Origin of the sequence: Kosakonia sp. S57 (assembly GCF_016516575.1) — a bacterium.
Lineage (GTDB): Bacteria > Pseudomonadota > Gammaproteobacteria > Enterobacterales > Enterobacteriaceae > Kosakonia > Kosakonia cowanii.
Genome location: NZ_JACVUL010000002.1, coordinates 179764 through 205074 on the forward strand (window position 1 = coordinate 179764; position 25311 = coordinate 205074).

The 25311-nt window shown below is 53.0% G+C and carries 21 protein-coding genes, 1 tRNA gene and 1 pseudogene; 10 read left to right on the forward strand and 13 right to left on the reverse strand.

Going from position 1 to position 25311, the window contains the following annotated elements; all coding sequences use genetic code 11:
* Positions 1 to 146: 146 nt before the first annotated feature.
* Positions 147 to 1361: a beta-ketoacyl-ACP synthase I gene (gene fabB / locus IAE48_RS02660; protein ID WP_094421284.1), complete on the reverse strand. Its 1215-nt coding sequence runs from the start codon at positions 1359 to 1361 to the stop codon at positions 147 to 149.
* A gap of 155 nt (positions 1362 to 1516) precedes the next feature.
* On the opposite strand from fabB, the gene mnmC reads away from it, so the two are divergent.
* Positions 1517 to 3517 (forward strand): bifunctional tRNA (5-methylaminomethyl-2-thiouridine)(34)-methyltransferase MnmD/FAD-dependent 5-carboxymethylaminomethyl-2-thiouridine(34) oxidoreductase MnmC, encoded by a 2001-nt coding sequence (gene mnmC / locus IAE48_RS02665; protein WP_200133378.1) that lies wholly within the window; start codon positions 1517 to 1519, stop codon positions 3515 to 3517.
* Positions 3518 to 3683: 166 nt separating this feature from the next.
* On the opposite strand, the gene IAE48_RS02670 is transcribed toward mnmC, so the two are convergent.
* The 6 genes from IAE48_RS02670 to prmB are packed head-to-tail and all read right to left on the reverse strand — an operon-like array spanning position 3684 to position 8220.
* Entirely contained in the window at positions 3684 to 3962 is a 279-nt protein-coding gene (locus tag IAE48_RS02670; protein WP_023479659.1) for a YfcL family protein, read from the reverse strand.
* 27 nt (positions 3963 to 3989) lie between these two features.
* Positions 3990 to 4529 carry an elongation factor P hydroxylase gene (locus IAE48_RS02675; RefSeq protein ID WP_042715295.1) on the reverse strand — a complete coding sequence of 180 codons (540 nt, stop codon included), beginning with the start codon at positions 4527 to 4529 and terminating at the stop codon, positions 3990 to 3992.
* Complete coding sequence (locus tag IAE48_RS02680; protein ID WP_094421290.1) at positions 4526 to 5338, reverse strand: sulfite exporter TauE/SafE family protein; 813 nt, start codon at positions 5336 to 5338, stop codon at positions 4526 to 4528. Before IAE48_RS02680 ends, IAE48_RS02675 begins: the two co-directional genes overlap by 4 nt.
* Positions 5338 to 6162, reverse strand: a complete 825-nt coding sequence (gene mepA, locus IAE48_RS02685; RefSeq protein ID WP_200133379.1) for a penicillin-insensitive murein endopeptidase — start codon at positions 6160 to 6162, stop codon at positions 5338 to 5340. The genes IAE48_RS02680 and mepA overlap by 1 nt, the downstream gene beginning before the upstream one ends.
* 3 nt (positions 6163 to 6165) lie before the next feature.
* Complete coding sequence (aroC, locus tag IAE48_RS02690; protein WP_200133380.1) at positions 6166 to 7251, reverse strand: chorismate synthase; 1086 nt, start codon at positions 7249 to 7251, stop codon at positions 6166 to 6168.
* A 36-nt stretch (positions 7252 to 7287) separates the two neighbouring features.
* Positions 7288 to 8220, reverse strand: a complete 933-nt coding sequence (gene prmB, locus IAE48_RS02695) for a 50S ribosomal protein L3 N(5)-glutamine methyltransferase (RefSeq protein ID WP_054804316.1) — start codon at positions 8218 to 8220, stop codon at positions 7288 to 7290.
* A gap of 164 nt (positions 8221 to 8384) precedes the next feature.
* Between prmB and smrB the strand changes: the two genes are divergently transcribed.
* Positions 8385 to 8936: an endonuclease SmrB gene (smrB, locus tag IAE48_RS02700; protein ID WP_023479810.1), complete on the forward strand. Its 552-nt coding sequence runs from the start codon at positions 8385 to 8387 to the stop codon at positions 8934 to 8936.
* A 56-nt stretch (positions 8937 to 8992) separates the two neighbouring features.
* On the opposite strand, the gene sixA is transcribed toward smrB, so the two are convergent.
* The 4 genes from sixA to IAE48_RS02720 all read right to left on the reverse strand — a co-directional run bounded on the left by sixA (position 8993) and on the right by IAE48_RS02720 (position 13590).
* Entirely contained in the window at positions 8993 to 9478 is a 486-nt protein-coding gene (sixA, locus tag IAE48_RS02705; RefSeq protein ID WP_054804315.1) for a phosphohistidine phosphatase SixA, read from the reverse strand.
* Positions 9479 to 9687: 209 nt separating this feature from the next.
* Positions 9688 to 11832, reverse strand: a complete 2145-nt coding sequence (fadJ, locus tag IAE48_RS02710; protein WP_233631379.1) for a fatty acid oxidation complex subunit alpha FadJ — start codon at positions 11830 to 11832, stop codon at positions 9688 to 9690.
* Positions 11832 to 13142, reverse strand: a complete 1311-nt coding sequence (gene fadI / locus IAE48_RS02715; protein WP_094421292.1) for an acetyl-CoA C-acyltransferase FadI — start codon at positions 13140 to 13142, stop codon at positions 11832 to 11834. Before fadI ends, fadJ begins: the two co-directional genes overlap by 1 nt.
* A gap of 163 nt (positions 13143 to 13305) precedes the next feature.
* The gene (locus IAE48_RS02720; protein ID WP_042717384.1) at positions 13306 to 13590 is read right to left on the reverse strand and encodes a YfcZ/YiiS family protein; all 285 of its coding nucleotides are present in this window, start codon (positions 13588 to 13590) and stop codon (positions 13306 to 13308) included.
* Positions 13591 to 13967: 377 nt separating this feature from the next.
* On the opposite strand from IAE48_RS02720, the gene fadL reads away from it, so the two are divergent.
* Entirely contained in the window at positions 13968 to 15287 is a 1320-nt protein-coding gene (gene fadL, locus IAE48_RS02725) for a long-chain fatty acid transporter FadL (protein ID WP_200133381.1), read from the forward strand.
* A 55-nt stretch (positions 15288 to 15342) separates the two neighbouring features.
* Here the strand turns inward: fadL and mlaA are convergent, their stop codons facing one another.
* Positions 15343 to 16095 carry a phospholipid-binding lipoprotein MlaA gene (gene mlaA, locus IAE48_RS02730; RefSeq protein ID WP_023479799.1) on the reverse strand — a complete coding sequence of 251 codons (753 nt, stop codon included), beginning with the start codon at positions 16093 to 16095 and terminating at the stop codon, positions 15343 to 15345.
* Positions 16096 to 16369: 274 nt separating this feature from the next.
* Between mlaA and IAE48_RS02735 the strand changes: the two genes are divergently transcribed.
* The 7 genes and pseudogenes from IAE48_RS02735 to IAE48_RS02765 all read left to right on the forward strand — a co-directional run bounded on the left by IAE48_RS02735 (position 16370) and on the right by IAE48_RS02765 (position 23049).
* The gene (locus IAE48_RS02735; protein WP_200133382.1) at positions 16370 to 17299 is read left to right on the forward strand and encodes a formate/nitrite transporter family protein; all 930 of its coding nucleotides are present in this window, start codon (positions 16370 to 16372) and stop codon (positions 17297 to 17299) included.
* A 137-nt stretch (positions 17300 to 17436) separates the two neighbouring features.
* On the forward strand, positions 17437 to 17799 hold the full coding sequence (locus IAE48_RS02740) for a GtrA family protein (RefSeq protein ID WP_200133383.1): 363 nt from the start codon (positions 17437 to 17439) through the stop codon (positions 17797 to 17799).
* Complete coding sequence (locus IAE48_RS02745; protein ID WP_200133384.1) at positions 17796 to 18728, forward strand: glycosyltransferase family 2 protein; 933 nt, start codon at positions 17796 to 17798, stop codon at positions 18726 to 18728. Before IAE48_RS02740 ends, IAE48_RS02745 begins: the two co-directional genes overlap by 4 nt.
* A 5-nt stretch (positions 18729 to 18733) precedes the next feature.
* Entirely contained in the window at positions 18734 to 20272 is a 1539-nt protein-coding gene (locus IAE48_RS02750) for a DUF6056 family protein (RefSeq protein ID WP_200133385.1), read from the forward strand.
* A 156-nt stretch (positions 20273 to 20428) separates the two neighbouring features.
* Positions 20429 to 21475, forward strand: a complete 1047-nt coding sequence (locus IAE48_RS02755; protein ID WP_200133386.1) for an acyltransferase — start codon at positions 20429 to 20431, stop codon at positions 21473 to 21475.
* Between the two features lie 136 nt (positions 21476 to 21611).
* Positions 21612 to 21686, forward strand: a tRNA-Arg gene (locus IAE48_RS02760).
* Between the two features lie 158 nt (positions 21687 to 21844).
* A pseudogene (locus IAE48_RS02765) lies at positions 21845 to 23049 on the forward strand (tyrosine-type recombinase/integrase).
* Here IAE48_RS02765 and IAE48_RS02770 read toward each other — a convergent pair.
* A complete protein-coding gene (locus tag IAE48_RS02770) occupies positions 23033 to 24472 on the reverse strand; it encodes a hypothetical protein (RefSeq protein WP_200133387.1) in 1440 nt (479 codons plus the stop codon). The pseudogene IAE48_RS02765 and the gene IAE48_RS02770 overlap by 17 nt on opposite strands.
* Positions 24473 to 25311 lie beyond the last annotated feature (839 nt).

Here is a 25311-nt window from a genome sequence, read left to right on the forward strand (position 1 = left end):
ATCAAAACGATAATGTTGGGCTGGAGTTTGCCTGCCGTAACAACGGCTTGTCAATACCAAAAAAAGGGAGCCGAGGGCTCCCTTTTTTAATACAGCTGCTCAATCATTCATGTCACGCCGTGGCATCAATGAATGAAATCGCTCACTTATTTCAGCTTGCGCATCACCAGCGTGGCGTTGGTGCCGCCGAAGCCGAAGCTGTTGGACATTACCGTGTTCAGCGTCTGCTCGGTCGGTTTGGTCACGATATTCATGCCCGCCGCCTGATCGTCCAGATCGTCAATGTTAATGCTCGGCGCGATAAAGCCGTGTTCCAGCATAAGCAGAGAGTAGATCGCTTCCTGCACGCCAGCCGCACCCAGTGAGTGGCCGGTCATTGCTTTGGTGGCGGAAATGGCAGGCGTGTTATCACCAAACACTTCACGAATCGCACCCAGCTCTTTCACATCGCCAACCGGCGTGGAGGTGCCGTGGGAATTGAGATAATCGATCGGCGTATCAACGCCGTGCATTGCCATCTTCATGCAGCGCACTGCGCCTTCGCCTGATGGTGCAACCATGTCAGCGCCATCGGAGGTCGCGCCATAGCCGACGATCTCTGCGTAGATGTGCGCACCGCGCGCCAGCGCGTGCTCCAGCTCTTCAACCACGACCATGCCGCCGCCGCCAGCGATAACAAAGCCATCACGCTCTTTATCGTAGGTACGGGACGCTTTGTCCGGCGTTTCGTTGTATTTGGTGGAGAGCGCGCCCATCGCGTCGAACTCACAGGCCATTTCCCAGCACAGCTCTTCGCCGCCGCCGGCAAAAACGATGTCCTGTTTGCCCAGTTGAATCTGTTCTACCGCGTTACCGATACAGTGTGCGGAAGTGGCACACGCGGAGCTGATGGAGTAGTTAACGCCATGAATTTTGAACGGCGTGGCGAGGCAGGCGGAAACCGCAGAGGCCATCGCTTTGGTCACCACATAAGGACCAACGGCTTTCAGGCCGCGCGGGGTGCGCATCGCGTCCGCGCCGAAAACCTGCGCTTTAGACGACCCACCTGAACCTGCAATCAGGCCCACGCGCGGGTTGTTCTGATAAACCTCTTCTTTCAGGCCGGCATCTTCAATAGCCTGCTGCATGGAGAGGTAGGAATAGATAGAGGCATCGTTCATGAAACGAACCACTTTACGGTCGATCAAACCCGTAGTGTCCAGTTTAACGTTACCCCAGACGTGGCTGCGCATGCCGGAATCTTTGAACTCCTGAGAAAATGTGATCCCTGAGCGTCCTTCACGCAGAGATGCCAGGACTTCCTGCTGGTTACTACCAATGCTGGAAACGATGCCCAGGCCAGTAATTACTGCACGCTTCATTCAATACCCCTAAGTCGCACTAATTAAGTTTCGTGTCGCAAGATAGCGTACACTTGTACGCCGAACAAGTCCGATCAGACATTTCACAGAGAAATTTGCGCCTTTCTTTGACCCTCGTTAAGATCGACGCACTGCTTGCCGGACGAGTAACTTACGTGAAACACACCGCTATACAGACTGCCAACCTCGAATTCAACGCTGAGGGTACACCTGTTTCCCGAGATTTTGACGATGTCTACTTCTCTAATGATAACGGGCTTGAAGAGACCCGCTATGTTTTTCTCGGCGGTAACAGCCTCCAGACGCGTTTTCCAGAACATTCAAGGAAGCTATTCATTGTTGCGGAAAGCGGCTTTGGTACCGGCCTCAACTTCCTGACGCTGTGGCAGGCTTTCGCCGCTTTTCGCGCCGAACATCCTGACGCTACCCTGGAAAGATTACATTTCATCAGTTTCGAAAAATTTCCGCTTACCCGTGATGACCTGCAAAAAGCCCACGCCCACTGGCCGGAACTGGCGCCCTTCGCCGGGCAGTTGCAGGCGCAGTGGCCGCAGGCGTTTGCCGGGTGTCACCGGCTGTTACTGGATGAGGGGCGTGTGACGCTCGATCTCTGGTTCGGCGATATTAACCAGCTGACCGACACCCTTGATGAGAGCCTGAACCAGCAAGTTGATGCCTGGTTCCTTGATGGCTTTGCACCGTCGAAAAACCCCGATATGTGGACGCCCGCGCTTTTTCAGGCGATGGCGCGCCTCACCCGTGCTGGCGGGACGCTGGCGACCTTTACCTCCGCCGGGTTTGTGCGCCGCGGTTTACAGGAAGCGGGCTTTACCATGCAGAAGCGCAAAGGCTTTGGCCGTAAGCGCGAGATGCTAAGCGGTGTGATGGAAAAGGGTGTTATCTGCGCGCCGCGCGCGCCGTGGTTTGCCCGCAGCGGAACAGAGACGCGGGAGGTCGCGCTGGTCGGCGGCGGCGTGGCGAGCGCGTTGCTTGCCCTTGCGCTGCTGCGCCGTGGCTGGCAGGTCACGCTCTACTGCGCGGATGACGCCCCGGCAGAGGGCGCATCCGGCAACCGCCAGGGCGCACTCTACCCGCTACTTAGCGCGCACGATCCGGCGCTGGCGCGCTTTTTCAGCGCCGCGTTTATCTTTGCCCGCAGGCTTTATGATGGGCTGCCGGTGGCGTTTGATCACCAGTGGTGCGGCGTCACGCAACTTGGCTGGGATGAGAAGAGCCAGCATAAGATCGAGCAGATGCTGACGCTGGAGCTGCCCCACGAGCTGGCGCAACATATCAATGCGGATGAGGTGCTGGCACAGAGCGGCGTGGAGACCGGCTGCGGCGGCATCACCTACCCTGCCGGCGGCTGGTTGTGCCCGGCGCAATTAACCGCGGGCGCTATCGCACTGGGAATCGAACAGGGTTTGCAGGTGCACTATCGCCATGAGGTTGCAGCGCTTGTCCGCCATAGCGATGGCTGGCAGCTGCGTTTTGCCAATGGCAGCGAGTGCCGACATGAGAGCGTGGTGCTGGCCAACGGTCACCGCATTCAGCACTTTTCCCAAACGGAGAGACTGCCGGTTTATCCGGTGGCCGGTCAGGTAAGCCATATTCCCACCACTGAGCCGCTGGCCCGCCTGCGCCAGGTGCTCTGTTATGACGGCTATCTAACGCCGCACAACCCGCATAACCAGCAGCACTGCATTGGCGCGAGCTACCATCGCGGCCAGCAGGAAGCGACCTACAGCGAAGCGGATCAGCAGCAGAACCGCCAGCGCCTGATTGACTGCTTCCCGCAGGCTGAGTGGGCGCAGACGGTAGATGTCAGTGCCGGAGAGGCGCGTTGCGGCGTGCGCTGCGCAACGCGCGATCATCTGCCGATGGTTGGTAATGTGGCGGATTACGATGCCACGTTGTCAGCCTATGCAAAGCTTGCAGAAGATCCGCAGACGGCGGTCAGTGCGCCGGTGCATGAGGGGTTATTTATGATCGGTGCGCTCGGTTCGCGCGGCTTGTGCAGCGCACCGCTGGCGGCAGAAATTCTCGCCGCGCAGATGAGCAACGAGCCCATTCCGCTGGATGGCGAAACGCTGGCGGCGATGAACCCGAATCGGTTATGGGTACGTAAGTTGTTGAAGGGAAAAGCGGTCAAATAAGGGGTGGCGGCAGGTATATCGCCGTAAACCGATTGCCGGATGGCGCGTAAACGCTTATCCGGCCTACGCCGTTTCAGCCGCTCCATACACGTTTTTGCATACCTGACCCGTAGGCCGGATAAGGCGGAGCCGCCATCCGGCAACTCCGCCACAGGTAAAAGCAGGCTTAGTGCGCCTTCGCCTGCTGGTAAAGATTTTCCCACATGCTGAGCACCAGCGCCTGGTCACGCGGCGACAGCTCACCGGCCTGAATGGCGTGCTCCACACTGGTGGTCACGCGTGCGGATACCGCTTCCGGCGAGTGGTCATCGCCGCTCTCCAGATCGGCCACCGCCAGCGTCAGGTGCCCGCGCAGATAACCGCCAGCAAACAGTTCATCATCACTGGCGTGATCCACCATATTGTCAATTAACGCCAGAATGCGTGATTCAAACTCCGCGATCATCTCTCTTCCTCTCGTAAAAACGTGGCCCTACAGATCTTCCGGCCACGGAAACTGTGCTGCCGCTAACGGCGGCGTCTGATAATAATCCTGTAATGCCTTGATAAAGCGCGCCGGACGCGCCGGGATCCCCTGCTCCAGCCACACCATCACCTGGGCGTGTACACGGCGCTGAAACGCCACGCGATCCGGCTCGACGTCGCCTTCAAGGTTGTCGCAGCTGACATTAAACGGGAAGCCCGCTGCCGCGCAGAAGAGCCACTCCAGCGCCTGCGGCTTCACTTCGACATCCTCAAACTGCCCCTGGGTTGCAGCATCACGCCCGTCCGGGCAGTACCAGTAGCCGAAATCAACCAGCTTGCGCCGCTCGGCTCCAGCAATGCACCAGTGCGAAATCTCATGCAGGGCGCTGGCGTAAAAACCGTGGGCAAACACCACACGGTTATAAGGCGCGTCGGCATCAGCGGGAAGATAGATCGGTTCGTCATCGCCTTTAATCAGACGGGTATTAAAATCGATGGCAAAGCAGCCATCAAAAATATCAATTAATTGCTGATAGTGGTGCGTCATACATTCACCCCCAGAAACTGGAGGATCTCCTGGCCGTGACTGTCATAGAGAAGTTTTGCGCTCATTACCGCCGAGACAATCACAATCATCGGACGGATAAGCTTCTGCCCTTTACTGAGCACCAGCCGCGATCCCATGCGCGCGCCAAGAAACTGGCCGATAAGCATCACAAAACCGGTGCCCCATACGACTTTGCCGCCGATGATAAACAGCAGCAGCCCGCCGACGTTGGAGGTGGCGTTAAGCACTTTGGCGTGCGCGGTCGATTTCGCGAGGTTGAACCCGCAGAGGGTGACAAACGCCAGCGCGTAAAACGACCCGGCACCGGGGCCGAAAAAGCCGTCATAGAAACCGACGCAGCCACCGGCGACCAGCGCAAATGGCAGGCCATACAGACGACGCTGCCGATCCTCTTCGCCAAGCTTCGGCATCAATAAAAAGTAGAGACCGATACAAATGACTAATATTGGCAGGATCTGGCGCAGCACGTCTGATTTCACATACTGCACCAGCAGCGCACCGCTGGTAGAGCCGATAAAGGTCATCAAAATATTGAGCTTCTGATCGGCGATATTGACTACTTTGCGGCGAATAAAGTAGAGCGAGGCGGAAAGCGATCCACCGCAGGCCTGCAGCTTGTTGGTTGCCAGCGCCTGCGCCGGGCTCATCCCCACGGCTAATAGCGCCGGAACGGTTAACAGCCCGCCACCACCTGCCAGCGCATCGATAAAGCCTGCCAGTATCGCGACAAAAAAGAGCACCGCCAGCATCAGCGGTGTCATCATAAACAGCGAATCAAAGAGTTCCATCAGAGGGCGTGTTCATCCAGTAGAGCCTGACAGGAAGGCGGCAATGGTGGCGGCGTCTTTTTCTCAGGCGTGCTGCTGCCCGGTTTCGCCGGTTCAAACCAGCTTTGCAGCTCCGCGCCGCAGCCGTCGCCCGGTGGCGGCGCTGGCTGATCGACACATTCAAGGCTGTCGGCCGGGCAGCGCAGGCGCACGTGCATATGCGCGCGATGCTGGAACCATGGACGCACCTTGCGCAGCCAGTCGCGATCCGTGCCGGCATCGAGGCAGAGCTGCTGTTTGATCGCCGGGTTAACGAAAATACGCGTCACCTCATCATCCTGCGCGGCAAGCTTAATCAGGCTGCTGATTTCCGGCTTCCACAGCGAAGGCACCACGCTTTTTCCATCCTGTGAGACCAGATCCAGCGCCTGCGGTTTTAGCAGCTGCGCCGCGCTCCAGCGCGTGGTCGGCAGTTGCAGGAAGATATCCACATCCAGCCCCGACTGATGGCTGGCGTGACCGCCGTTAAAGCGCCCGCCCGCTGGCATACCCATATCGCCCACCAGCACGGTGCCAAGACCCAGGTTATGCACCTGGGTGCTGAGGCGCTGAATAAACAGCACCAGATCCGGGTGGCCGAAATAGCGGCGCTGATCGGTGCGCATCACCTGATAAGTGTCAGATTGCAGCGGCAGCTCCTGCGCGCCGACGATGCAGCCATTCGAGAATGCGCCAATCGACTGCGGGCTGCCGGGCACCGGATGGGTCAGTTTTTGCCACGGTGTCGCCGCCGTAGCGGCGGCGCTCAGCAGCAGCGCACACAGCGCGATTGCCGTTTTTTTCATCAGTTACCAGCGTGGAAGTGTAGGAGTGACATCAGCGTTTTGACCGCGCTGACGCAGGAAGTGATCCATTAATACGATTGCCATCATCGCCTCGGCGATCGGCACCGCGCGAATACCAACGCAGGGATCGTGACGCCCTTTGGTGATCATCTCCACCTCATCGCCAGAACGCGTCACGGTTTTACCCGGCACAGTGATGCTGGAGGTAGGCTTCAGCGCGATATTGGCAACGATCTGCTGACCGCTGCTGATACCGCCGAGAATGCCACCAGCATGGTTGCTCTGGAAGCCGTCGCGGGTCAGTTCATCGCGGTTCTGGCTGCCGCGCAGTTTCACCACTTCAAAGCCGTCGCCAATCTCAACGCCTTTCACCGCATTGATGCTCATCATGGCGTGGGCAATATCGGCATCCAGACGGTCAAATACCGGCTCACCAAGGCCTGGCGGAACGTTGTCAGCCACCACCGTCACTTTCGCGCCGATAGAGTCGCCCTCTTTCTTCAGGCCGCGCATCAGCTCGTCCAGCGCCTCGATCTTGTCCGGATCCGGGCAGAAGAAGGGGTTAAGCTCAACCTGATCCCACGCTTTGATCTCCAGCGGAATGTCGCCCATCTGGCTTAAACAGCCGCGAATGACGATGCCGAATTTCTGTGCGAGGTATTTTTTCGCAATTGCGCCAGCCGCGACGCGCATCGCCGTTTCACGGGCGGAAGAGCGACCGCCGCCGCGATAGTCGCGCACGCCATATTTCTGTTCGTAGGTGTAATCCGCATGACCGGGGCGGAAGAGATCTTTGATCGCACCGTAGTCCTGCGAGCGCTGATCGGTGTTTTCAATCAGCAGGCCGATGCTGGTGCCGGTAGTCACACCCTCAAACACGCCGGAGAGGATTTTGACCTGGTCCGGCTCGCGGCGCTGGGTGGTGTAGCGCGAGGTGCCAGGACGGCGGCGGTCGAGATCGTGTTGTAAATCCGCTTCCGTCAGCGGAATGCCCGGCGGCACGCCATCAACAATACAGCCCAGCGCCAGCCCGTGCGATTCACCGAAAGTGGTGACGCGAAAGAGTTGTCCAATCGTGTTTCCTGCCATCACGGCTCCGTTATTCGTTGTGTGTTTGCGCGTTGATCAGTCTTTGTAGATGCTGAAATGTTCTTGTGCGGCAATCAGTTGCGCTTTGGTCAGCATAAAGACACCGTCCCCGCCATTGTCGAACTCCAGCCAGGTGAACGGCACATCGGGGTACTGGTCCATCAGATGTACCATGCTGTTGCCGACTTCACAAATCAGGATGCCGTTATCAGAGAGGTACTGCGGAGCACAGGCGAGAATGCGGCGCGTCAATTTCAGACCATCGCTGCCGGAGGCAAGACCCAGCTCCGGTTCATGGCGGTATTCCGACGGCAGGTCGGACATATCCTCTTCATCAACGTACGGCGGGTTGGTGACAATCAGGTCATACTGCACTTTCGGCAGATCGCGGAAGAGATCGGAGCGGATCGGCGTGACATGGTGAATAAGGCCATGCTCTTCAATATTGTGTTCCGTTACCGCCAGCGCATCGGCGGAGATATCCACCGCGTCCACTTCCGCTTCCGGGAAGGCGTACGCGCAGGCGATAGCGATACAGCCGCTGCCGGTGCACATATCAAGAATGTGCTGCGGTTGCTGATCGATAAGCCCGGCGAAGTGGTTGTTAATCAGCTCGCCAATCGGCGAACGCGGCACCAGCACGCGCTCATCGACATAAAATTCGTGGCCGCAGAACCAGGCTTTATTGGTGAGATAAGCCACCGGAATGCGCTCGTTAACGCGGCGGATCACGCGCTCAACGATGCGGTGGCGCTCGCTGGAGGTGAGGCGCGCGTTACGCATCTCTTCGGGAATATCCAGCGGTAAATAGAGAGTTGGCAGCACCAGTTGCACCGCTTCATCCCAGGGGTTGTCGGTGCCGTGGCCGTACCAGATGTTGGCGGCGCTAAATCGGCTGACCGACCAGCGCAACATGTCCTGAATGGTGTGCAGCTCGTTCACTGCTTCGTCGACGAAAATTTTATCCATACTATCCCCCAGGGCATGCTCGCAATAAATTCGGCGGCTAGTTTGCCATGAAGATGGGGATAAATCAGCATCCACGCGCATCTGCGCGGCGTAAAAATGCATTTTGCTGCACCGCAGCCGCCTGCAGTCGGGTACACTGGCGCAAAGAAAAACAGGATGCGCAAATGAAAAAGAAACCATCGCTTAGCGAGGAGGAGCAGGCCCTGTTCCGGCAGCTGATGACCGGGACGCGCCAGATGAAGCAGGACACCGTTGTTCACCGCCCGGCGCGCAAGAAGATCGCCGAAGTGCCGGTCAAGCGCCTGTTGCAGGAGCAGGCGGATAACAGCCACTACTTTTCCGACGAGTTTCAGCCGCTGCTCAACACCGATGGCCCGGTAAAATATGTCCGCAGCGATGTCAGCCATTTTGAGTTGAAAAAACTGCGCCGCGGTGATTACTCCCCGGAGCTGTTTCTCGATCTGCACGGTTTAACGCAGATGCAGGCCAAACAGGAGCTTGGCGCGCTGATTGCCGCCTGTCGGCGCGAGCACGTCTTTTGCGCCTGCGTGATGCACGGCCACGGCAAACACATTCTTAAGCAACAAACGCCGCTCTGGCTGGCACAACATCCGCATGTGATGGCGTTTCACCAGGCCCCGAAAGAGTACGGCGGCGATGCGGCAGTGCTGGTGCTGATTGAAGTCGAAGAGTGGCAGCCGCCGGAGTTGCCGTGAGGCAGAAATGAGAAGAGCCGCACTGTGCGGCTCTTTTTTTGCATCGGTCCGATGAATCAGATGGCTTTCGGCATCTTCAGGTTGCAGGGACTCATTTGCCAGTTGAACACCCCTTTGCCCTCTTTATCCAGCGTGACGCTGGCGATAGCCGAGGTGGTGAACATGGGTGGCGTTTCGCCGGGACAGAGCTCGGCAACCAGGTAGCCTACCAGCGGCAGGTGCGAGATCACCAGCGCCGTTTCGGTGCCTTCATTGGCCAGCGCCTGCAGATAAGCGCTTACCAGACCGACATCGCCGCAGGGCGTCAACTCCGGCAGGACATCCACGTTGTCAGGCAGGTTCATGCACTCCCCTACCTTCTCCAGCGTCTGTTCAGCGCGTAAAAACGGGCTAACCAGAACACGATCGATATCCACTTTTTGGCCTTTCAACCACGTTGCCATTTGACGCGATTCGTCGCAGCCGCAAGGGGTAAGCGGACGAACGGAGTCACTGGCTGCATCGAGGGCAGCATCGCCGTGACGCATGATAAAAACTTGCATATTGCACCGCTTTTGTTAACCAGAAGCATCGCGCTTTTGCCGGTGAAAAGAGATCACGCTGGCAAAAAAACGGGATGGCCGGGCATTTTGCCTTATTCATTCGTTGAATGAAACGCTGTTTTTTACCTCAATGGCGCAAGTATAGTCAATCACTGTTTATGAAATAACCGCAAAGGCCATGAGGTATAACACATTTACTTTTTTCGACCTTAACTTACAGGCTCACTTTCCGCTGTCGGCCAGAAGCGTTTCCCCTCCTGAGCCATGCGTACCAGGGCTTCACACGGTGCAAATCGTGCCCCATAACGCGCCTCCATCTGCTGCAGCGACGCCACGACGCTTGCCGCGCCCAGCGTATCCATATAGTGGAAAGGCCCCCCTAAAAATGGCGGGAAGCCAATGCCGAAAACGGCACCAATATCGCCATCGCGCGCGCTACGAATCACCTGCTCATCAAAACAGCGCGCCGCTTCGTTAAGCATCAGCAGAACGCAGCGCTCGGCAATCTGCTGCGCCGAGGAGTGCCCTTTCGCCGACACGCCGATTAAGCGGTAGATCGAGGCGTCGGGCTGTTTTTTGCTTTTACGCCCTTTTGTCGGGTAAAGATAGAAACCACGACCATTTTTTCTCCCTTTGCGATCGTCATTCAAAATCGCGGAGACAAGCGTTGCAGGCGCGCTAAAACGCTCGCCGTAAGCGGCCTCAAGCACCGGAATGATCTTCGTGCCGGTATCGATGCCCACTTCATCAAGCAACTGGATGGGGCCGACAGGGAAACCAAACTTCACCAGCGCCCGGTCGATGGCCTCAATCGGCTCGCCCTCGCTCAGCATGCGCATCGCTTCACTGATGTAGGGTGCCAAAATGCGGTTAACGTAAAAGCCCGCTTTATCGGCGACCACAATCGGCGTTTTGCCCTGCTTCTTCGCCAGCTTCACGGTAGTAGCGATAGTCTGCTCATCGGTACCGGCGTGCGGGATCACTTCCACCAGCGGCATCTTCTCCACCGGGCTGAAAAAATGTAATCCGATCACCTTTCCCGGACGCGCCGCGTTTTCGGCAATATCCGCAATGGGCAGCGAGGAGGTGTTAGAAGCAAAAATGGTGTGCGGCGCGCAGTGCGCCTCCACTTCGCTGACCATCTTCTGTTTAAGAGAGAGATCTTCAAACACCGCTTCGATTACCACATCGCGATGCGCAAAGCCGCGGTAATCAAGCGAGCCGGAGATCTTCGCCATCTGGCTGTCACGCTCGCCGGGTTTGATAAAGCGGCGACGTACTTTTTTATCTAATTCCTGCCAGCTGTACTTCAGCGCGTGGTTAATGCCTTTCGCATTAATATCTTTAATGCGAACCGGCAACCCGCCCTTGCTGGCAGTGACATAAGCGATACCGCCGCCCATTAGCCCGCCGCCAAGAATGCCGACGGAGTGCAGCGGCGCGGCAGCAACCGTGCTGCCGGGATCTTTTTTGATGTCGGTTGAAGCAAAGAAGATATTACGCAGTGCCTGCGACTGCGGCGTCATCGCCAGTTGACCGAAGGCGCGCGCTTCCGCTTCATAGCCGCTGCTGCGCCCCTGCGCCAGACCGGTCTCAATCACCGATAAAATTCGTGGTGCGGCAGGATAGTTACCGTGGGTTTTCTGTTCGGTGCGCTTCGCTGCCATCTTAAACAGCAGCGTGCGGCCGAGCGGCCCGGCGAGAATGCGTTCGCGCACCGGCAAACGGCGGCTGAGCGGGCGCTCCTGCTGCGCCATTTCGACTGCGGTTTCCAGCAGAATATCGTGCGGCACCACATCATCCACCAGCCCCACTTTCAGCGCCTGCCGCGCACGAAGCTGTTTGCCGGTCAGGATCATCTCAAGCGCAGTGCTGACGCCCACCAGCCGCGGCAAACGCTGGGTGCCGCCGGAGCCGGGCAGCAAGCCGAGCTGCACTTCCGGCAGACCGAGAATAGTTTTGCCATCGTCCGAGCAGACGCGGCGATGACAGGCCAGCGCCAGCTCCAGCCCGCCGCCAAGACAGGCACCGTGGATGGCGGCAACAACCGGGATCGACAGAGCATGGATCTCCGCCATGATCTTCTGCCCCTGCAGGGCCAGCTCTTCCGCCTCTTTCGCGCTCTGGCAGCGGCCAATCATATTGATATCGGCACCGGCAATAAAGTTGTCCGCCTTCGCCGAAATAAACACCACGCCGCGCAGAGCGCGGTTATCACGGATCTCTTTTAAGATGGCGCGCACCTGTGCGCCAAACTCCGCTTTCAGGGTGTTCATCTTTTCATTGGGTACATCGATGGTAACGACCGCGACATTGTCGGGGCGCACAGTAAGGGTAAATGCAGAAACCGTCATTATTCCGCCTCCAGAACCATTGCCGCGCCTAATCCTCCCGCCGCGCAGGCGGTGACCAGACCGAAACCGCCGCCGCGACGCCGCAGCTCATGCAGGGTTTGCGTGATCATCCGCGCGCCGGTGGCGGCAAAGGGGTGACCATAGGCAATTGAGCCGCCAAGCACGTTAAATTTGCTCTCATCCACCTCACCGGTGGCCTGCGAGCGCCCCAGCACCTCGCGCGCGAAACGATCGCTGGCCATCAGTTTCAGGTTGGTTAAGGTCTGGGCGGCAAAGGCTTCATGCATATCAAACAGGGTCAGATCGGCCATGGTTAACCCGGCACGATCCAGCGCCAGCGGCGTTGCCCAGGCCGGGCCGAGCAGCATATCTTTCTGCACGCCAATTGCCGTAAAGGCGTAGCTGCGCAGATAGCCCAGCGGCACGAGGCCCAGCTCTCTGGCGCGTGATTCGGTCATTAAAATCACCGCCGCCGCGCCATCGGTGAGCGGCGTGCTGTTGGCTGCGGTGACGGTGCCATGTTTACGGTCAAAGGCCGGGCGCAGTTTGGCATAATCGGCGAGGCTGGAGTTGCCGCGCACGTTATTGTCCTGCCCGATGGGATCGCGGAACGGTGGTGCGTAGGCGGTCATCACCTCCTCAGCCAGCTTGCCCTCGGCCCAGGCCTGAGCGGCGAACTGGTGAGAGCGGTGCGCCAGCGCATCCTGCTCCTGACGGCTAATGGCGTAGGTTTTCGCCATCTGCTCAGCGGTGTCGCCCATGCGCAGGCCGGTCGAGTACTCAGCGACCGCAGGCGGGACGGGCAGCAGATCGCGCAGACGCAGGCGTGAGAAGAGTTTGAGTTTCTGCCCGACGGTGCGCGCTTTGTTGGCATCCACCAGCACGCGCGCCAGTTTTTTACTGACGCCAATAGGCAGCACAGAAGAGGAGTCCGCGCCACCGGCGATACCCGCGCGGATGGTGCCCGCCAGCAGGCTTTCCGTTACGTTCGCCACCGCCTGAAAGCTGGTCGCACAGGCGCGGCTAACGCTGTAGGCGTCGGTGTGCACACTCATGCCGGTGCCGAGCACAATTTCACGCGCGATATTTGGCGCTTCCGGCATCTGCACCACCTGGCCGAAGACCAGTTGTTCAATCACTTCGGGGGGAATTTCGTTGCGCGCCAGCATCTCCCCCACCACCATTTTGCCGAGATCGATCGCCGGCACGCCGTGAAACGCGGTCGCCTGACGGACAAATGGGGTTCGTAACCCGCAGACAATGGCAATGCGGTCGCCCTGACGGGTGACAAGCGGTAACGCCTGACTCATAACACTCCCCTGTTAACAACGGAATCAATAAAGTGGTCTGACCTGATAACAGTCTTAACCAATCTTTTACATTTAGCCAATGGCAGGGAGGAAAAAATGGGAGCTAAGGCACAGATAAACGGATAAAAAAACGCTCCCGCAGGGGGGAGCGTTGAGAGGCGGTTTAGCGCAGACCGAGCTGGAAAATGAGGGTTTCTGCTTCGCAGGCGAAAACAAAATCGATATCAAGTTGTACGCCGTCTGCCACCTCGGTGAAAGTCGGCGTGATTTCACACGGTTCAGACTCGACGCTGCGTGCTTTAGCGGTCAGCGCCGCCAGCGTCTCTTCGGCGTCGGCGCGGTTAGCGAATACGCGGCTGTAAGAGGCGGTGCAGTCGGAGTTATCCATAATGGTTCCGACATCCATACAGCAGCAAACCGGGGTTTCATCAGCACTGCATTTACTCATAGAAGATTTCCTCTAAATTCGCACCCTGGGTGCCAGGTCAAGATTGAACATATTTTACGCCGCCGCGCAGGGTCGCTCCAGTCGTTAATCGCCGGAACGGCCTTAAGTGACCGAAATCACAATTAAAAATGATCTAAAACAAAAACTACCGAAAACGGGGATCCGTGCTACGGCCAAATTTGCCACGCAGATCCCGTTTCGGAGATCACAATTGAAAAATCTTGATTACATACTTGCAACATTAGTTCTGGTCAGACCTATACTCTCGCCACTGGTCTGATTTCTCTGTGGTAGCTCAGACCCTACACTTCGCGCTTCTTTAACAAGGCGTAAGAAAGTTTGTATAAAAATAACTCGCTTCGAATGAGGTTATGGTCATGAGCCAGAAAACCCGTTTTACCAAGTCTGCTCTGGCAGTCGCAGTGGCACTCGTTTCTACCCAGGCCTGGTCCGCAGGCTTTCAACTCAACGAATTCTCCGCCTCCGGCCTCGGTCGCGCTTACTCTGGTGAAGGCGCAATTGCTGATGATGCAGGCAATGCCAGCCGTAACCCGGCCCTGATCACCATGTTTGATCGCCCGACTTTCTCTGGCGGCGCGGTGTTTGTAGACCCGGGTGTGGATGTTACCGGCAGCTCCCGTTTAAATAATGCCAGCCAGGATAACATCGCACCGACGGCATGGGTGCCAAACCTGCACTTTGTTGCGCCGATTAACGATCAGTTTGGCTGGGGCGCCTCCGTCACCTCCAACTATGGTCTGGCGACAGAGTTCAACAACAACTACTCAGCTGGCTCCGTGGGTGGTAAAACCGACCTCGAAACGCTGAACCTGAACCTCAGCGGCGCATACCGTCTTAATAACAACTGGAGCTTCGGCCTCGGTTTTGATGCGGTCTATGCACGCGCGAAAATTGAACGCTACGCGGGCGATCTGCCGCAGCAGGTTGATGCCGCTACCGGCAGTGCATTTGGCCTGAGCAGACTGATTCCGCCAGATACGCAGATTGCGCATCTGAAAGGTGACGAGTGGGGCTTCGGCTGGAACGCCGGTATCCTGTATGAACTGGATAAAAATAACCGCTGGGGTCTGACCTACCGTTCAGAAGTGAAAGTTGACTTCGATGGCGACTATAAGAGCAACCTGCCGCTGGCTGTTAACACACTCGGCCCGAGACTGGGTCTGAATGGCCTGCCTGTCGCAACCGCTGGCGCAACCATTCCTGGCTCGCTGACGCTGAATCTGCCGGAAATGTGGGAAGTGTCGGGTTATAACCGTGTCGATCCGCAGTGGGCGATCCACTACAGCCTGGCTTACACCAGCTGGAGCCAGTTCCAGCAGCTGAAAGCGACGGGTAGCCAGGGTCAGCAGCTCTTCTATAAAGAAGAGGGCTTTAAAGACGCCTACCGTATCGCGCTCGGTACCACCTATTACATGGATGATAACTGGACCTTCCGTGGCGGTATCGCCTTTGATGACAGCCCGGTTCCTGCCGATAAACGCTCTATCTCCATTCCGGACCAGGATCGCTTCTGGCTGAGCACCGGTGCCACCTATGCATTTAATAAAGATGCATCAGTGGACGTCGGTGTCTCCTATATGCACGGTCAGAAAGTGAAGTTCACCGAAGGGCAATATACTTTCAAATCTGAAGGTCGCGCCTGGCTGTATGGTGCCAACTTCAACTACGCCTTCTGATAAGCGCGTAGGGATAAAAAAAGGTGAGCTTTTGGCTCACCTTTTTTATTGGCTCTTATTCCGAGTCGATATCTTTTAAATCACCTTCAATCGCCTGCGCATTCGGGTTCTCCTGCGGCTTCAGCTTACCGCCGTTGGCGATAAAGTCATGGCGCTGGAAGTAGGCTTCACGCACAAGGATGTAGGGATCGGAGGACTGGCGCAGCAGGCCGTCGGAGTCGAGCAGCTGTGCGCGCGATTCGATGCCTTCAACCGTCCATTTACCGACGGAGAGCGGCCAGGTAAGCCAGGAGAGCACCGGATAGAGCGTATCCGCCATATCGCCGCCATCTTCACGCAGGGTGAAGCTGCCATAGAACGGCAGTTGCACATACGGGCCATAACCCATGCCGTAGTGACCCAGCGTGCTACCAAACCGGTGCGGCTCTTCGCGCTGCAGTTTCGGGTTGGACATTCCGGCCACATCCATTAAGCCGCCCATCCCCAGTACGGTATTAAGGAAGAAGCGGGTGAAGTGAACCATCCCCTGATAAGGGTTGCCCTGCAGGAAGTAGTTCGCCATCACTGCCGGCTCTTCAAGGTTACTGGTAAAGTTGCTCAGGCCGTTACGCGCCGGCTGCGGCACATAATCACGCCAGGCAACGGCAACCGGTCTGACAACATAGGGATCCAGCACATTGAAGTTGAAGTTATACATGGTGCGGTTAAACCCTTCTAACGGGTCCGAGCGCCCTTGCGTCTCGTTCGAGCTGGCGCAGCCGACCAGCACAGTGGTGGCCAGCGCAAGCGCCGACAGGCGGTATTTCATCATTCTCTCCCTGCAGAATACGGCCTTCTTCGAGGCCATTCATCAAAATGCAACGCATTGTAACAGCGCGTCTTATGATGTCTATGTCGTGGACTGTGTGATTCACTTCAGCATAGCCGCAGTTGCCGGCGCGGCGTGTTAATAATCTTATACATTGTTTCCAGGCAATCTATCGCCTTTTTTGCTCTTCACTATAATTTCGGAGGATACCGCCCTGAATACGGGGAGAAAGCCGCTACGCTTAACGCACAAAAATCAATAAAGTGAGGCCTTCGTGGACAAAATAGAAGAAGAGAAGATCGACCAGCACAGCGATGAGATGAAAGTCGAAAGCGAAGAGAAGCAGCGCGGCGAGGAGATAGAGGTTGATGAGGAGCGTTTGCCTTCACGGGCGATGGCGATCCATGAACATATTCGTCAGGATGGCGAAAAAGAGATGGAGCGTGACGCGATGGCGCTCTTCTGGTCGGCGATTGCCGCAGGCTTATCAATGGGCGCATCGTTACTGGCAAAGGGCATTTTTCATGTCCAGCTGGAGGGGATTCCCGGCGGATTTTTGCTGGAGAACCTCGGTTACACCTTCGGCTTTATCATCGTCATCATGGCGCGTCAGCAGCTCTTTACCGAGAACACCGTTACCGCCGTTCTGCCAGTGATGCAAAACCCAAGCTGGAAAAACATGGGTCTGCTCGGGCGGCTATGGGGCGTGGTGCTGCTGGGTAACCTGGTCGGCACCGCCGTGGCAGCCTTTGCCTTTGAGTATATGCCGATCTTCGATGAGCCAACCCGCGATGCCTTTGTCAAAATCGGCATGGACGTGATGAAAAATACGCCGCTGGAGATGTTCTCCAATGCGATTATCTCCGGCTGGATCATCGCCACCATGGTCTGGATGTTCCCGGCGGCGGGTGCGTCAAAACTGGTGGTGATTATTTTAATGACCTGGCTGATAGCACTCGGCGACACCACCCATATCGTGGTCGGTGCCGTAGAGATCTTCTACCTGGTATTTAACGGTACGCTGCACTGGAGCGAATTCCTCTGGCCCTTCGCCCTGCCGACGCTCGCCGGGAATATTTGCGGCGGCACCTTTATTTTCGCCCTGCTCAGCCATGCGCAGATCCGCAATGATATGAGCAACGCCCGCAAAGCGGAGGCGAAAGCCAAAGCGAAAGAGGAGAAACAGGCGCGAGGCGAAGCGTAATTTGTCAGCAACTGATAAATTGCGGTGATATATCACATTGAGCAGTGAGCGCTGATTATCGCGGACTGGCACCCTCTAATGACCTTCCAGGGGTTGTCTGCTACACTCGCGGCATCAGCGACTCATTGCTCAGAATTATGTTTAAACGATTTTCTACCTACGCCTCTATTGGTTTATTAAATACCGCGCTGCACTGGCTTATTTTTTGTCTGTGCGTTTATGGTTTATCGACGCGCCAGGCGCTGGCTAACCTTGCCGGCTTTATTGTTGCGGTCAGTTTCAGCTTTTTCGCTAATGCGAAATTCACCTTCAAATCATCAACCACTACCGGGCGTTATCTGATGTATGTCGGATTTATGGGCATACTGAGTGTCGCCGTTGGCTGGCTTGCCGATCGTTCCGGCATGCCGCCCATCGTAACGCTGATTCTCTTTTCCGCTATCAGCCTGGTGTGCGGCTTCGCCTGGTCAAAGTTAATTGTTTTCAGGGATGCGAAATGAAAATCTCTTTGGTGGTGCCCGTCTTTAATGAAGAAGAGGCGATACCCATCTTTTATAAAACGGTGCGCGGCTTTGACGCGTTAAAGCCCTATACCGTTGAGCTGGTTTTTATTAATGATGGCAGCAAAGATGCTACTGAAACCATTATTAATACTCTCGCGCTCTCCGATCCGCTGGTCGTGCCGTTGTCTTTCACGCGTAATTTCGGCAAAGAGCCGGCGTTATTTGCCGGGCTTGAGCACGCGACGGGAGAGGCCATTATTCCGATGGATGTCGATTTGCAGGATCCGGTTGAGGTCATCCCTCATCTGATTGCGAAGTGGCAAGCGGGTGCCGATATGGTGCTGGCGAAGCGTAGCGATCGCTCAACCGATGGCCGCATGAAGCGCAAATCAGCAGAGTGGTTTTATAAGCTACACAATAAAATCAGCTATCCGCAGATAGAAGAGAACGTGGGTGATTTTCGCCTGATGTCGCGGGAAGTCGTTGAAAATATCAAACTGCTTACTGAACGTAATCTGTTTATGAAAGGCATCCTTTCGTGGGTTGGCGGTAACACCGATATTGTTGAATATATTCGCGCTGACCGCGTGGCCGGTAAGTCAAAATTCAATGGCTGGAAGCTGTGGAATCTTGCGCTTGATGGCATCACCAGTTTCTCCACTTTCCCGCTGCGTATCTGGACCTATATCGGTCTTAGCGTCTCGTTGCTCTCCTTTTTCTACGCCATCTGGATGGTGATCGACAAATTGTTATGGGGAAATCCGGTACCCGGTTATCCCTCTTTGATGACGGCGATCCTCTTTTTAGGCGGTATTCAGCTTATCGGCATCGGTATTCTTGGCGAATATATGGGACGCGTTTATACCGAAGTGAAAGAGAGACCGCGTTATCTTATTAAGAACAGAAAAAGAACCCTGGAACGTTAATTATTATGTTAGAGAAATCTTATAAAGTTCTGCTTATTGCGCTCGCCTTTGCGAGCCTGTTCGCCATTGAGTGGCTGACGCCGATTCACTCAGATGATTACCGCTACTATCTGTTGGGTATCTCCCCTGCCAGCCATTATCATCACTATATGACCTGGAGCGGCAGGATCGTGGCAGATTACGCCAGCTCACTGATCCTCATCACCCAGTCGCAATTTGTCTACGCTTTTTCAACCGCGTTTGCGGCTTTGGCCTTCTGTTATTTCATTGCCAAAACGCCGGGCAAAACCCTGCGCTGGCAAAAAAGCGATAATATTTTGCTGCCGCTGGTTTTCTGCACTTACTGGATCGCCAACCCCAATTTAGGGCAAACCACCTTCTGGCTGGTCGGTGCGGCCAACTATCTCTGGACAAACCTGTTTGTCGCCGCATGGATTTTTTATCTCTACCGCATCACCGTCGATAATATTAAAACCATTAATCCATTACTGATGGTGCTCGCTTTTATGGCGGGCTGCTCGAATGAGAGCGTGTCACCTTTTGTCGTGCTTCTCGCGCTGGTCGCCATTATTTATGAAATGGTCACAGCGAAATCGGTGGCCAAAAACAAAATTATCTATGCCCTTTCAGCGCTGGCGGGCTCCTGTACGCTGATCTTCTCGCCGGGTAATTTTGTGCGTGCGGCCAGTAAAACCTACTGGTACGGCAAACCGCTGCTGGAGCGTATTGCCATTCACTTAACCGAACGAGTACACAACCATCTGGCGCTAATCTGGATTAGCTACGTTGTGCTGCTGCTGTTGGTGCTGGTTATTCTCTTTAATAAAGAGGTGAAAGCGAAAATTACCCGCCGCACGGTGCTGCCCGCTATCCTGACGGCGATTTTTGGCGTCGGCACGGTGCTGATTATGTTCGCCTCGCCCTCCTATCCGGACCGGGTCGTCAACGGCACCTTTATGTTTTTCCTGTTGACCATCGCTTTTATCGCCTACGGCATTTTAATGAGCGGTGTCAGAAAAGCCGTTATCTGCACGGCAATTGTCACACTGCTGTGCGCAGGCACTTTTGCCTGGTCATGGACGTTGATGCATAAAAGCTACACGCGTATTGCGCTGCAAGAGCAGGTGCGGATGAGCATTATCGAAAAAGAGTCCGCGCAGGGAAACAGAGAGATCACCATTCCTGATTACCACTTTATTAAAATGCAGAACAGCGGCGGTCAGTTTGGCCTGTTCCACGATCCTGAAATCTATGGCCAATATTTTGGTGTCGATAATATTTACCCCGAAACGGTGGACTTTGATTACTCCGCTATCGCCAATGGTGAAGTTATCCGGGTTGCAGACAACATCACCGCCTACAGCAACGCGCAGGGTGATTTAATTATCATTAGCCCGCAGCCGATTACTCAGCCGGTCACCGTTGAAGTGGGTCACACGCACCGTACGCTCGCGGCAGAGAAACTGAAATCAACGGAAATCAATGGCGAGCACTGGTATTACAGCCATATTCCTGACGGTCATGTAGAAAAGGTCTCATTGTAATTTTTAGCCTCCCTACGCGGTAATGGTGGGGAGGTTTGCTTCTCTTCGGGCATTTAGCCTGGTTTTAGATTGACTTAATAACTCTTAAAATGCGTGTTAGCGACATCACAATAAAAAACACGTGGCAGTAAAAACTCATAAAATATGGATGATGTGATGACTGATAGAAATTTCTATTCAATACAGGCATTGAGGGCCTTCGCTGCGGTAATAGTGATGTGCTTTCATTTTAAAAGCTTTATTAATCAGTCATTTCAAGGCTGGGGCGATCGACTTTTTCTCAACGGTGATATCGGTGTCGATCTCTTTTTCGTCATTAGCGGGTTTATTATTTACTACATTACCCGCGACGATAACGGCGGTTTAGCTTCTGCAAAGATCTTTTTCATTAAGCGTTTTTGCCGTGTCTTCCCACCCTATTTCGCTATTACGCTGTTGGTGGCTGGCAGTAGCGTTGAGTCATGGATGCAAACCGCCACTTCACTGCTGTTTATTCCGTTAGACACGACGCGAATCGCGCCCTGGTTTGGCGTCGCCAAACTGTTTGTTGGCTGGACGCTCAATTACGAATTTATTTTCTACACTTTGTTTACCCTCTGCATGTTGTTCAAAACGCGTAAAAACAGTGTGCTGTTTGTGATTGTGGCTCTGGCGGTCGCCATCCCTGCCTGGCTGCATAACGTGGCGATTTCACCCTCAAACCACTATAACTACCCGGGCTATCTCGCCACCCTCACTAATAGTTTGATGCTCGAATTTCTTGTCGGCACCTTTATCGGCTGGCTGGTAGTGAATAAAAAGATCACCTACAGCAAAGGCGTCAGCATTGCCTTAATCGTGCTTAGCTTCGCGCTGTTCCTCTTTATTCTGTTAACCCATTACAGCAAGATTGGCGGCCTCGGTTATATTCTCGCCGCTTTTGCACTGGTATTTTCTCTGACCAATCACGAAGCGCAGTACGCTTTTTGGGCACCGAAGCCGGTGCTCTATACCGGGAAAATTTCTTTCTCTCTTTACCTTGTGCATTACCGTGCGAAATCACTGCTCAGCAAAGCGCTGCACCATAATCAATCTGCCTGGGGCGGTTTAATGCTGTTTGTGCTCGCGGTGATCCTCTCATTTATCTTTGCCGTCATCTCTCACTATTTGTTAGAGAAAAAGCTCAGCTCTCTGTTCAGAAAGTACTTATTAAAAAAAGCCTGAACAGAAGGATGCCATCTCAGGATGGCATCCTGCCCCTACGCCATATCGCCCCACGCTAAAACAAAAGAACAAAAACCTTGAAGCGCAGCAAACAGTTACGGTAGCATACGCACGCCATTTCACGGCCCCGCTCTGCGTCCCCTTAGTTAAATGGATATAACGAGCCCCTCCTAAGGGCTAGTTGCAGGTTCGATTCCTGCAGGGGACACCAGTACCTAGCCTCACGCAGTCCGATAAACCCAATAAATCGCCTAGAATCGAAGCTATTCTCAAAAAATCACCTCCAGATAAGTTCCATATTTTCTAATGGAATCTATACATCCTTGCGTTTAGGATTGCTCATAACACGGCGCAATTTTTTCTATACACCTGCTGCTATCTGACATCCAAATAAAACGCGCCAAACCTAAAGAAAAACCCTACCCCCTCAATGACGGGATGGGGCTGTCACGGCTTGTAGATACGGCTGGCGGAAAGGGCTGGCGCTTTCGTTACCATTTCGCCGGTAAACCAAAGATGATTTCGTTTGGTGTGTATGGTGAGGTATCACCAGCTGAGGCACGACAAAAGCGCGAGGAATGCCGTTCTATGCTGGCAAAGGGTATTAACCCCAGCGAAGCTCGCAAAGCAGAAAAATAGCGCTGCAATTCGCCCATGAAAACAGCTTTGAGGCCGTCGCCAGAGAGTGGCACTCATCTAAAGTCGCAACATGGTCAGACGGCTATGCGAAAGAGGTTCTGAACTGCCTTGAGAAGGATATTTTCCCCTATATCGGCCAGCGTCCCATTGAACAAATCTAACCTTTAGAACTGCTAACAGTCCTGCAAAAAATTAAGAAACGAGGCGCACTGGAACAAACCAGCAAAATTCGTCGCCGTTGCGGTGAAGTGCTTCGTTATGCCGTTGTCACTGGCTGGGCAAAATACAATTTCGCTCACGATCTGGCTATCGCCCTTAGCAAGCCTAAAACGCAGCATTTTCCCTTTCTGACAGAAAGTGAGCTACCTGCCTTTGTTAAAGCTTTGGATAACTATGAAGGGAGTGTGGTAACGAAATACGCCACGCAGCTGCTGATGCTTACCGGCGTTCGCACTATTGAGTTACGCACGGCAGAGTGGAAAGAATTTGATCTCGACAATGCATTATGGGAAATCCCAAAAGAGCATATGAAAAAACGCCGTCCGCACCTGGTTCCGTTATCCACCCAAGCAATCGACATTCTGAAAAAACTTCAGGTGATCATAGGTAATTACGGCCTCGTTTTCCCTGGCCGCAACGACGCCAGAAAGCCAATGAGTGAGGCCAGCATCAATAAAGTAATTAAGCTGCTTGGCTATCATGGTAGTTTAACAGGCCACAGTTTCAGGCATACCATGAGCACAATTTTGCATGAACACGGTTTTGAAAGTGCCTGGATTGAAATGCAACTCGCACATGTTGATAAGAACTCTATCAGAGGTACATACAACCATGCACAACATTTACAGCAAAGAGCAAAGATGATGCAAAGTTATGCGGAAATATTGACTAAGCCCCCCCTAAAATGGCGATATAAAATCAATTTGACAATATAAAATTAACTATTGGGCTATACCACTGTGCCTTCTTGTACAAATCAATTGTAATCGACGCTAAAATAATCTGAATTATTACTAACCATAAAATAAACTTAGAATTTCTTTTACTATATCTTATATTTTCCACTTGCACTCTATTTTCCGACAAAGAGTAAAAAGTCTTGGTAGATGTATATAAATCTCCGACCCTTGCTTTCTGTCTTTTAATGAAAGCACCAAGCACTCTATGATATTTTTCATCAGCATGGAATTTGTAATCAGCCTCTATTTCACCAATCCATTTTTTAAAAGTCTCAGTTTGTGATAGACAATCGTAAACAATGTCATGATGTTTTGCTAAATCTTTTATTCTTTCGCTTGATATAACATTGCTTATTGTTTCAATGATTCTCGAAATTTCTTTATGCAATATATAGAGCGGCACAAATACCAAGTGATCCTCGTAACACTGGTAATACCGTTTTTGAAAGTTATCGAATTGCTCAAATTGGTTATTTTTTTTACAAAGAAGATACGAAAAATCGAAGAGCTGTTTTCTAAATGAAGGTGTTCTAAAATAATGCTCCGAGGGATCATCACTGTAATTTAATTCATCATGCCGACTTGAGCTGATATAATATATCTCCTCGCCACTAAAACTTTCTGAAATATATGCATCATTAAAATATGGCTCTTCTTGATCTTTGTAATACTCTGAACCAATAACAAACTCTGTTGGCACCAGTCCTAACTTATCACCTAATTTGCCAACAATTGATTTTGCTTCATTAATTACCTTCATATTATTGAGTTCAATGCGATATGCTGCCTGACTTTTTCTATCAACCGTCCTCAGGGCCATATTCTTTCTCTTATATATATTAAAGCCAACAAACTCTCGGAAGCAAACTAAGTCACTGACATCTACACTCTTAATCAGATCGGTAGCCTTATCGGTCATGAAAAAATAATATGTTAACACAAATAACCCAGATGGCGATTTAAAAAGCGAAACATATACCCCAGAAAATAAATCATTTTTTACAAATAAAGAGCCAAGAGCATCATAATTAGCCTGCCTATTTATATTAAATGAACCTATGCCATAATTAAAACAGCCATGATCTTCAATAGAGGTTTTTGATAACTTGGCATGCTCACGCAAAAAACTATGGAATTCCAAATTATCCAAGTTTTTCTCTAATATTGAGACTTCTTTTTTAGTTACTATTGATGATAACGTTATTGCCTTCCACTTGAAATCCCCGCTAAAATAACTAATTCTCTTTATTTTTTTGTCTTTTTTCGATGAGTAGGGAACATCACGCCCCGCCCCTGAGTCCTTTGAAAAGAATACCACCCCGTCAGGAAAGACAAATGGGGTATATTTTGCGATTCGCAATATGAATGCAGTAAAATTTTTTTTAGAAACTTTAAACATTTTTGTGTCTCTTTTGGGATTTAACCAAGGTACGAATAGCAATAGGATAATTCAAATTAAATAAGCATTTAATACCAATGATTATACATAAGTTATATTTTAATAAAATGTATTTTTATTCACTCTTAGATTTAACAATCTTTCATTGACTTATTATTGGAATATGTAAGTTATTACGACAGCCTTTTATAATTAACCTACTGATATTTATAACTTTTCCACAATGGGGTTTAACTCACGAAATATATTATGAACACGAAACATTTTTATTTCACTTAAGTCAAAAGAAATGCATGCCAAAATCAGCTAGGCACTCCAGTCAAGTTAGCACTGAAAAAAACCGACTGGAGACAAAATTGGCACTACACCGCACCCGCCTGCCGTTTCTGTAGCAGTAAAATGTTTCTGTTTTCTTTTTCTACAACTCATCCCCTAGACCGCGCCAGTGCTGGCTGTCAGTCAGAAAACCCGGACTGAAATCAATGAAACAGATTTCAGTTATTTTCAGTTTTTACAGTTTCAGAACTGCCGCTATTTTCTTCAAGTGACTGTAACAGAAGGGATTTTTAATTTTATGTCACTACCGGAGGTCATGCAGGGTTACATTGCGGGGATTTTTCTTATTTGAATTCAGCAGGTTAAACAAGACAGGAACTGAAAAATTTTCATCACTTATGAGCAGTGCCGGGTATGCTGCTGCACTCCCGGCCACTTGCATTCAGGCGCGATTTTTTGCCTCAAGCAGAAGCGCCAGCGCTTTTTCGCGATCGTGCTCAGGTAAGGCATCAATCAGTTCCTTAACCCTCCCCTTTCCCTTCAGCGCGCTGGGGCTGATGGTA